Origin of the sequence: Ventosimonas gracilis (assembly GCF_001580025.1) — a bacterium.
GTDB lineage: Bacteria > Pseudomonadota > Gammaproteobacteria > Pseudomonadales > Pseudomonadaceae > Ventosimonas > Ventosimonas gracilis.
The window spans coordinates 1-3,613 of the sequence record NZ_LSZO01000056.1 but is presented as its reverse complement, the minus strand read 5'-3'; the positions used below and the strand labels follow the sequence as shown (position 1 = coordinate 3,613).

The window sequence follows — 3,613 nt, the reverse complement described above, 5'->3', positions numbered from 1 at the left end:
CCCTCCCCATTTTTCACCTTCGCGCACGTTAAGGACCGTGTGAGGTTGCTTCTGGCGGTGTCCGGAACTTTTCGCCCCTCCCCTCCCTTGCTTTCAGCGAGGCTCGACGAAGTTTTGAGCGGGGAATGAAACAAAATTGATGCACTGAAATTTCCTTGGTTCACATTGACATTAATTCGCTTATAAGCGAAAATAAGACATGTTCGAGATAAAGCACTACATCGCCAACGACGGGCGCGACCACTTCGCAGAATGGCGCGATCAGGTGCGCGACACGAAAGCGCGGATTGCCATTGACCGGCGCGTTATGCGCGTTGAGATGGGTAATTTTGGCGATCACAAGCCGTTGCGCGAAGGCGTATGGGAGCTGCGGATAGACGTTGGCGCGGGCTACCGCATCTACTACGCGAAAGCGGGCGCTACCGTCGTACTGCTGTTGTGCGGCGGCGATAAGCGTAAGCAAGACGCCGATATTGAGCGCGCCTGCGCTTACTGGCGTGACTGGAAAACTCGATAGGAGACAGAGCAATGAAAGATCGAGCACATGACGACGCGATGGCCGAAGTCTTCCGCAAAGACCAGGCCTATGCGGTAGAGCTGCTGAACAGCATCCTTGAGGACGGCGACCAGGGCGAGCTACTGATCGCGCTGCGCCAGATGACGAAGGCATTCGGCGGCGTGTCCAAGGTGGCAGAGAAGGCGCAGCTTAACGGCACGCACATCTACCGCACGCTGTCCGCGAAGGGCAACCCCGAGATTCGCAGCCTGTCCGCGATTCTCAAGGCGATGAGCCTGCGCCTCGCGGTGCAGCCCATCCAGCCGGTGGCGTAACTGACTCTCTCTTCACACGCTTTTTATATAGCATGATTTTTTAGAGGTAACGGGGTAACGGTGGTTTCTGGCCGCTAAATCAGGATTGATCAGCCAGCATTTCCCGCAGCCACTTGCTGCCGCCAAGCGCCTTAAGCTTTTCGTGCTCCTGCTGTGTGAGGTAGACAGTCACCTTTTTGCGCTCAATGCCGGATGGTTTCGGCCCGGAATTGGGTCGTGCACCGCCGCGCCCTGAGGTTTTGCCATTTTTCTTTGCGCTGTCAGTCATACCATCCTCCAACCTTTCCAGCTTTTAGCTTTGCCGCCTTTGATATTGAGTATGCCTGCGGTGGCATTGCAGTATTCCCCGCCTGTGCCACGCGCGCCGCCTTGGCGTTTCCACACGACATCGGCGGGCGGAAAAAGGTGCGCATTGGCTCGCACAAACTCATATAGGTTACGCACCTTGTAAGAGTCGCCAGTAGGTGATAGTAGGTGCCAATCTTCCGCGTGGACATTATCAATACCGCGCCCTGCCTTTGGGCTGGCCTTGGCTGCTTGTGTGGCGAGGGGCTGGTTAGCCTTGGATTTTTCCCGCATTTCGGGGGTTTGCAGCCTGGCTATCAACTGTTTCAAATCTTTGCGTGGTGATCGTTGTAGAGCCATCCCGCTCTTGCCAAGCGCTACACGTCTTTTGGCTACGGTGTCATAGGCTTTGCCAGTCTCTGCTGCAATTTGGCTATTTGATTTTGTCCAATCCATAGCCTCCCAGCTTGCCGCCTTGATGCGACGCTTAATCTGGTTGACCATTGCCTGCAATCTCATGCAAATGCTCTGGCACAAGGGATTTAACTTCATCGGGAGCCATCAGGCTGCCGCCTTCGGGGTTGGTTGTTGCATACCGGAGCATTAGTTGCGCCGCCTTGGTGGCCGCCTCAAAAGGGGTAAGGCCGCACTTTGCGCCTTGGTGGCCGCCGCCAAATTGGCCGTGTACGGTGCTGATATAGCCAGCGCCGCGCTTGATAATGATGACTGTGGTTTTCATGATGTTTTAGACCTTTAATGAGTGAGTTTAGTTGCCCCGCTTTCGCGGGGGCTTTTGTTTGAGTTAGTCGGTTTTTGGCTGGTTACTTAACTAAGTAGTACGCAATTTCCCAGTCCAAGTTACTTAAGTCTTCCTCGGCCATCACTACATCGTAGTCTTGCTCATAGATCGCGTAGACAGTCACGGGACAATCAAATTCTGCGCTGTAACCTTTCGCTTCACCAGCAAAGAGATATGTGTTAGTGGTTTTGTCCCACCAGTAGTCGTAAGCATTGTATTGCTCTGCTTGGACAACTGCTTCCAGGCCTGCTTCTTGGATTGCTTGTTCGCGGGTTAAGTATTTCATGGTGTGTTGCCTCTAGATGATTGCAAGACTTTTAGCGCTTGCATGCTTCCGGTGGACTTCCGGGGTTTGTGTTGCGTCCATGTGCCCATTATACGGCTATTTATGATAAATGCAAGGCATTTTTCAAAATAATCCGAAAATAATTCCGGCGGTCATGCCATTATCATCTGCGCATCACTTCTGCCGCGATCACATCGTTGGGGAAGTGTATCTCGACCACATCTAATAAGAGCGCGCCATGAACTTTATTGCCATCGATGTAGAAACCGCCAACCCAGACCTGTCGTCCATCTGCCAAATCGGCGTCGCCATCTTCCGCAATGGCGAGCTACTGAAAAAATGGCAATCCCTGGTCAATCCAGAGGATTATTTTGACCCGATCAATGTGTCCGTGCACGGTATCGAAAAACGCCATGTATTGAACGCACCGCGCTGGCCTACCATCGCACCCAAGCTTGCCAGAGTGCTCGACGGGCATCTGGTTGTTAGCCACTCATCGTTTGATCGCACAGCCCTGCAGCGCGCTTGCCAAAAGTATTCGCTACCCATCCCACAGCTGCGCTGGCTAGATACCACGGGAGTAGTGAGACGCACTTGGCCGCAATTTGCCACCAAAGGATATGGACTCGGCAACGTTGCCAAATTCTGCGGCATAGAATTCCAGCATCATGATGCGCTCGAAGACGCCATAGCCGCCGGTCATATCCTCGTGCATGCACTAAGGCATAGCGGCATGACGCTCGAAGAATGGGAGACGCGCGTAACGCTCCCAATTAACCCACGCCGCGCTGGCCGCACAAAAACCGCTGGGCGCACAAAAACCGCTGGCCCCTTCCAACAAAAATCGCTTACAAAACTTGCTGGAAATCCCGACGGCCATTTATCTGGAGAGACGTTAGTCTTCACCGGGTCATTATCCCTGCCTCGACCAGATGCGGCGCAACTGGCCGCCTCGGTCGGTTGCACCGTAGCGAATAGTGTGACCAAGAAAACGACACTACTCGTCGTGGGAGATCAGGATTTAGATCATCTGAACGGCCACACAAAGAGCAGCAAGCACCGTAAGGCTGAAGACCTGATGGCAAAAGGCCAAGCCATCCGAATCATTTCGGAGACGGACTTTCTGGCCTTGGTGAAGCATACCGGTGCCCGCGCCTGCGGCAAAAGCTTGCCCTCTAGCGAGGCGAAGCGGGCAAAGCGCGGGCCGCCTGCGAAGGTTGCGCGGCAGGCGGTTAGTCCGCTAGAGCGCTATTTTGCTGGTCTCCCGCGGTCGCTTTTTAAGTGGCTTGCAAGGCTATAAAGACCGTTTTGCCCGCCTTAAAACAAAGGGTCTTAGGAAGCAAACATGTTTTTATGGCATGATAACTTCCTGATATGACTGGTAAAAATAGGTACTTCAAACGTTCGAAAAT

The 3,613-nt window shown here is 53.5% G+C and carries 7 protein-coding genes; 3 read left to right on the top strand and 4 right to left on the bottom strand.

Annotation, left to right across the window (positions count from 1 at the left end; translation table 11 throughout):
• Positions 1-199 precede the first annotated feature (199 nt).
• Together AXE65_RS02795 and AXE65_RS02790 are read left to right on the top strand one after the other, a co-directional pair.
• The gene (locus tag AXE65_RS02795; protein WP_068387772.1) at positions 200-517 is read left to right on the top strand and encodes a type II toxin-antitoxin system RelE/ParE family toxin; all 318 of its coding nucleotides are present in this window, start codon (positions 200-202) and stop codon (positions 515-517) included.
• Positions 518-528: 11 nt separating this feature from the next.
• On the top strand, positions 529-831 hold the full coding sequence (locus AXE65_RS02790; RefSeq protein ID WP_068387767.1) for a helix-turn-helix domain-containing transcriptional regulator: 303 nt from the start codon (positions 529-531) through the stop codon (positions 829-831).
• Positions 832-910: 79 nt separating this feature from the next.
• Here the strand turns inward: AXE65_RS02790 and AXE65_RS02785 are convergent, their stop codons facing one another.
• From AXE65_RS02785 to AXE65_RS02770, 4 genes are all read right to left on the bottom strand, one after another.
• On the bottom strand, positions 911-1,099 hold the full coding sequence (locus AXE65_RS02785; protein ID WP_068387764.1) for a hypothetical protein: 189 nt from the start codon (positions 1,097-1,099) through the stop codon (positions 911-913).
• Positions 1,096-1,635: a hypothetical protein gene (locus tag AXE65_RS02780; protein WP_204376505.1), complete on the bottom strand. Its 540-nt coding sequence runs from the start codon at positions 1,633-1,635 to the stop codon at positions 1,096-1,098. Before AXE65_RS02780 ends, AXE65_RS02785 begins: the two co-directional genes overlap by 4 nt.
• Positions 1,604-1,855 (bottom strand): hypothetical protein, encoded by a 252-nt coding sequence (locus AXE65_RS02775; RefSeq protein ID WP_068387755.1) that lies wholly within the window; start codon positions 1,853-1,855, stop codon positions 1,604-1,606. Before AXE65_RS02775 ends, AXE65_RS02780 begins: the two co-directional genes overlap by 32 nt.
• Positions 1,856-1,937: 82 nt before the next feature.
• On the bottom strand, positions 1,938-2,201 hold the full coding sequence (locus AXE65_RS02770; protein WP_068387753.1) for a hypothetical protein: 264 nt from the start codon (positions 2,199-2,201) through the stop codon (positions 1,938-1,940).
• A 238-nt stretch (positions 2,202-2,439) separates the two neighbouring features.
• Here AXE65_RS02770 and AXE65_RS02765 point away from each other — a divergent pair, with 238 nt between their 5' ends.
• Complete coding sequence (locus AXE65_RS02765; protein WP_204376504.1) at positions 2,440-3,501, top strand: exonuclease domain-containing protein; 1,062 nt, start codon at positions 2,440-2,442, stop codon at positions 3,499-3,501.
• Positions 3,502-3,613 lie beyond the last annotated feature (112 nt).